At 43.3% G+C, this 4,202-nt stretch carries 5 protein-coding genes and 1 pseudogene; 2 read left to right on the top strand and 4 right to left on the bottom strand.

The annotated features are described in order from the left end of the window. Positions 1-276: 276 nt before the first annotated feature. A complete protein-coding gene (locus tag QTO00_RS15755; RefSeq protein WP_331425638.1) occupies positions 277-528 on the bottom strand; it encodes a helix-turn-helix domain-containing protein in 252 nt (83 codons plus the stop codon). Positions 529-567: 39 nt separating this feature from the next. Between QTO00_RS15755 and QTO00_RS15750 the strand changes: the two are divergent. Continuing rightward, positions 568-1,764, top strand: a pseudogene (locus QTO00_RS15750) (aldehyde dehydrogenase family protein); the annotation flags it as partial. A gap of 18 nt (positions 1,765-1,782) precedes the next feature. On the opposite strand, the gene QTO00_RS15745 reads toward QTO00_RS15750, so the two are convergent. The 3 genes from QTO00_RS15745 to QTO00_RS15735 all read right to left on the bottom strand — a co-directional run bounded on the left by QTO00_RS15745 (position 1,783) and on the right by QTO00_RS15735 (position 3,811). Then, the gene (locus QTO00_RS15745; RefSeq protein ID WP_331425637.1) at positions 1,783-1,974 is read right to left on the bottom strand and encodes a hypothetical protein; all 192 of its coding nucleotides are present in this window, start codon (positions 1,972-1,974) and stop codon (positions 1,783-1,785) included. Between the two features lie 152 nt (positions 1,975-2,126). Beyond that, the gene (locus QTO00_RS15740; RefSeq protein WP_331425636.1) at positions 2,127-2,891 is read right to left on the bottom strand and encodes a sulfite exporter TauE/SafE family protein; all 765 of its coding nucleotides are present in this window, start codon (positions 2,889-2,891) and stop codon (positions 2,127-2,129) included. 89 nt (positions 2,892-2,980) lie between these two features. Then, the gene (locus QTO00_RS15735; RefSeq protein ID WP_331425635.1) at positions 2,981-3,811 is read right to left on the bottom strand and encodes a DUF6279 family lipoprotein; all 831 of its coding nucleotides are present in this window, start codon (positions 3,809-3,811) and stop codon (positions 2,981-2,983) included. A 197-nt stretch (positions 3,812-4,008) separates the two neighbouring features. Here QTO00_RS15735 and QTO00_RS15730 point away from each other — a divergent pair. Continuing rightward, a partial coding sequence (locus tag QTO00_RS15730) for a DUF3010 family protein (protein ID WP_331425634.1) occupies positions 4,009-4,202 on the top strand: 194 nt, incomplete at its 3' end.

Raw genomic sequence — 4,202 nt, 5'->3', positions numbered from 1 at the left:
CACTTTCTTACTTTTGAGAAATCGATTATTAATATTATTAAATGTGAGACATTTTGACAGAAAGGTTATTAATTGAATCTGATGATTTGACATTTAAATAAACTTTAGGACTAAAAGTAGCGACTTATTAGATAAGTTTAAGCAAAAAATCATATTTAAAAATGGCCAAGAATAGCTCAGATTACAGGTCGATTAAGCGTTAATGACAATTTTATTTTATAAAATAAGATTCATCCTATTAGTAATATTTGGTTGAATTTTAATTGAGTAATTGCACTAATTCGCATTTATCAAACCCAACGCTCTTAGTTTCCGGTAGACAGTATTCCGGCTAATGCCAAGTACACGTGAGACTTTACTGATGTTGCCATTATGCGCTTGATAGGTGTCGATTAGAGTTGTATTTAATGTCGCTTTAAGGTTCTTTGATAACTCAGATACTTTATTCGCAGTTTGAGCCATTAAAGGCTGGACAAAGTGCGGCGGAAGATGCTCGATACCGATCTCATCAACATCAGATGCGATCAAGCTTGTTACCTTAAGTAGATTGTCCAACTCTCGTAGATTCCCGTACGCGAAACACTTGCTGCCGATTTACCTTTAGTCGTTGACCATTTTCGCTATTTTGCTGGCTGTATCCGCGCGCAAGAAGGCAGTGCGGCCGAGCTTGATGTCAATACAGCAAGCTATCATTTCCCAGAGCCGATCGGCGTCGTTGGTCAAATAATCCCTTGGAACTTTCCTATGCTAATGGCCGCATGGAAACTCGCTCCTGCATTGGCGGCAGGATGCTGTGTCGTACTAAAGCCTGCGGAGCAAACGCCTACTTCCATTTTGCTGTTGATAGAAAAAATCGGTGACCTGATTCCTGCCGGTGTGGTCAACGTCGTCAATGGGTTTGGTAGTGAGGCTGGCCAAGCGTTGGCGACCAGCAACCGCATCGCTAAACTGGCATTTACAGGGTCAACTGAGATCGGTAACCATATCCTGAAATGCGCTGCGGAAAATCTGATCCCTTCCACCGTCGAGCTAGGTGGTAAATCTCCAAATATTTATTTTCCCGATGTATTTGACCATGAAGATGAGTACCTTGAAAAATGTATCGATGGTACGTTGTTAGCATTCTTCAATCAGGGTGAAGTGTGCACCTGTCCATCGCGAGTGCTCGTGCACGAATCAGTCTACGATAAGTTTATTGCCAAAGTGGCAGAGCGCGCACAGAGCATCAAACAAGGAAACCCGTTAGACACTGACACTCAAGTCGGTGCACAAGCATCTCAAGTGCAATTTGACAAGATCTTGAGCTACCTGGAGATTGGACGACAAGAGGGTGCTAAAGTCGTATTCGGAGGCGACATTGCCAAACAACAAGGTGAAATCGAATCCGGTTACTACATCCAACCAACACTCCTCGAAGGCAACAACAAAATGCGCGTATTCCAAGAGGAGATATTCGGCCCAGTCATCGCAATCACCAAATTTAAAGATGAGGTAGAAGCTCTGGCAATTGCAAATGATACTGAGTATGGTCTGGGAGCTGGCGTTTGGACGCGTGATGCTAACTTAGCCTACCGCATGGGCCGTAATATCGAAGCCGGGCGTGTCTGGGTCAACTGCTACCACGCCTACCCTGCACATGCGGCATTTGGTGGTTACAAGAAATCAGGAATTGGCCGAGAAACACACAAGATGATGCTTGTTCACTACCAAAACACCAAGAATTTACTGATCAGCTATGACGTAAACCCTTTTGGATTCTTTTAAGTAAACCTGAGAGCGCCATTAGGCGCTCTTCTCTTTTTTACTGTGCTTGTATTTGTCGTTGAGGTAGAGTGCACCGCTCGCGACAAGAGCAAGCAACGACACGGTAAATAGTGCGGGCATTTTTAACACCCAAGCGAAGGTTGCAGCAAGAAATGCGACGAAAGTGATCATGCGACTACTGGACATGACTCTGCCTAATTTTCTACTCATAAAGCCTCCTGAACAACAGTTTACAAGGCCATAAAAGACATCACACTGGCCTTTTCTCGACCACTTAATTATGCCTTTTTGTCAGCTAAATTAACCTAAATTGAAATCAAAATAGCTTTGAGTGTGACCGCAAGCATAGAGTCAAATTTCACTCAAAGGTAGATGTCATAGAAAAAGTAGACCGTCATAATGATGCTAGATATTGCCACAAAGCCTTTGACGTAACGCTGCTCTACTTGCCGTGAAACTCTTGCTGCTACATAACCACCAAGTAAGGTACCAAACATCACTGCCCCACCACGTAGCCAGTCTATCGAGCCATCCAGTACAAACACTACAATAGCAATGATAGAGACACACGAAGAGACAAGAAGTTTAAGCCCGTTCATCTGATTGATATCTGTGTATCCCGCGAGAACTAAATAGCTTAAAACCACCACGCCAAGCCCTGCATTAAAAAAGCCGCCATACGCAGAGACCAAAACAAGCAACAACGAGATTGACGCTATACCCCAGAGAGGATGAAGCGAAGCAGAGCTAGCCAATTTACTTGCCCAGTGACTGATGTGACTACCAAACAGGAATAGCAACGTGGCGAATAGTAGCAACCAAGGAATGGCTTTTAAGAACTGCTGCTCGGAAACACTAAGTAGTAAATAGGCACCCAACGCACCACCAAGACCACTTAATAAGATGGTCCATTTTACTGAACCATTTGATTTAGCGATATCTTGGCGAAAACCAAAGGCACCACTGATATAGCCAGCGCAAGCAGCAAAGGTATTGGTTGCATTGGCGATGACCGGAGGAACACCGACAAACATAAGCGCCGGAAAAGTAATAAAACTACCGCCACCAGCAATGCTATTGAGTATTCCGCCAAGCACACCTGCGCCGAACAATAGAATCCATTCCATAAAACATGCCAGGTCGTGTAAGGAGTGGCTCTACTCTATCCTGTAACCTAGTTTTAACAAAGCTCCCCTAACTATATTTGTGGCGTAAGTTACTGAATATCTAACGCTAGCTGTCTCCAATCGGCGATTTCATCGCGGTAGTGTTCGATTTGCTTTGGCGTCATCACATTGATCACTTTAACTAAGTATCGACCACCAACTTCCCTATTGTGAGTAATCTTATGCTCTAGCTCAGGCGTATAGAAACGGTCAGGATGGAACATCAACTGCTGTAACTCTGGCTGGAACTTGGCCATGTTAAGTCGATGTGCAAGTAATGATTTCATCTCGACACGCATTTGAGTTTGATGATTGACCCAATCATGAGAGGTGATAAACAGTTCATCGACCCACTCATCTATCAAGGTTTGTTGCTGCTTAGTTAAGCTTCCAACCCAAGTTTCTAAGTTATCTTCGATACGCTCTTTGTAACGCGCTTTGATCTCGTCATCGGAGAGTTGCTGGTACTTGTTTTTATATTTTGTGTGTCGGACCCGAATGCTATCCATTAGCTCTTCCACTTGCTCATTAGACAGTTCACGCGCAATGGAATATAACTCAGGGGCGATTCTAGCCACTAATCGCTGAGAGTGCTGCCTCAGCTTTTCTTGTTGAATGTCCAGTTGTTCGAGCGTAAAGTTGCTCGGCTCAATTGCCATTAACTCATCGAGATGTGCTATATAGTTGGGGATCTCTTCTCTGCGATGCCATTCGCTAAGTACAGCAATTTTTTGACTCACCACCTCTTCTTGTTCATTGTTTAACTCAACATAGTCATCCAAGTACTCCAGAAGTAGCCAATCCATGTTGTCATAGACAAACTTGGTACTACAGCCAACAAGGGCTAAACAAACAGTAATCAATATCGCTAATTTCTTCATTGCATCGTCCTGCGCAACTCACTGCTGAACCCATTATTGTTTAACATAGACGCTAACAGCCCATGTGTCTCTAGTTATATTTAAGCAACTTCAATACCAGTATTTCCACATCTATAAACCAAGCGATTCTCGCTAGACCAAGCATTTTGAGGTTATTTGGGTATAATGTCGCGGACAAACAACAATTAGGTGAAAACATGAAAATTTGTGGTGTAGAGCTAAAAGGTAACGATGCAGTAATCTGTCTTCTTTCTCAGGCAGAGGGTGTTGTCCATTTACCCGATTGCCGCGTGGCAAAACTTAGCATTGGCAATGCAAGCGACACTCAAGAGATTAGAAAATTCCAATTCGCCTTTTCTAAGCTAATTGAAGACTACCAAATTGAAAAAGT

It is taken from the genome of Vibrio sp. M260118 (assembly GCF_036533755.1).
In the GTDB taxonomy this organism is placed as follows: Bacteria; Pseudomonadota; Gammaproteobacteria; order Enterobacterales; family Vibrionaceae; genus Vibrio.
Note: the sequence above shows the minus strand (reverse complement) of the source record. Positions and strands in the feature narration are given on the sequence as shown.

Bases quoted from the DNA above. Each gene is read 5' to 3' on its own strand.
- QTO00_RS15745 (WP_331425637.1), bottom strand. From the start codon at position 1,974: ATGAGTAGAAAATTAGGCAGAGTCATGTCCAGTAGTCGCATGATCACT.
- QTO00_RS15740 (WP_331425636.1), bottom strand. From the start codon at position 2,891: ATGGAATGGATTCTATTGTTCGGCGCAGGTGTGCTTGGCGGAATACTC.
- QTO00_RS15735 (WP_331425635.1), bottom strand. From the start codon at position 3,811: ATGAAGAAATTAGCGATATTGATTACTGTTTGTTTAGCCCTTGTTGGC.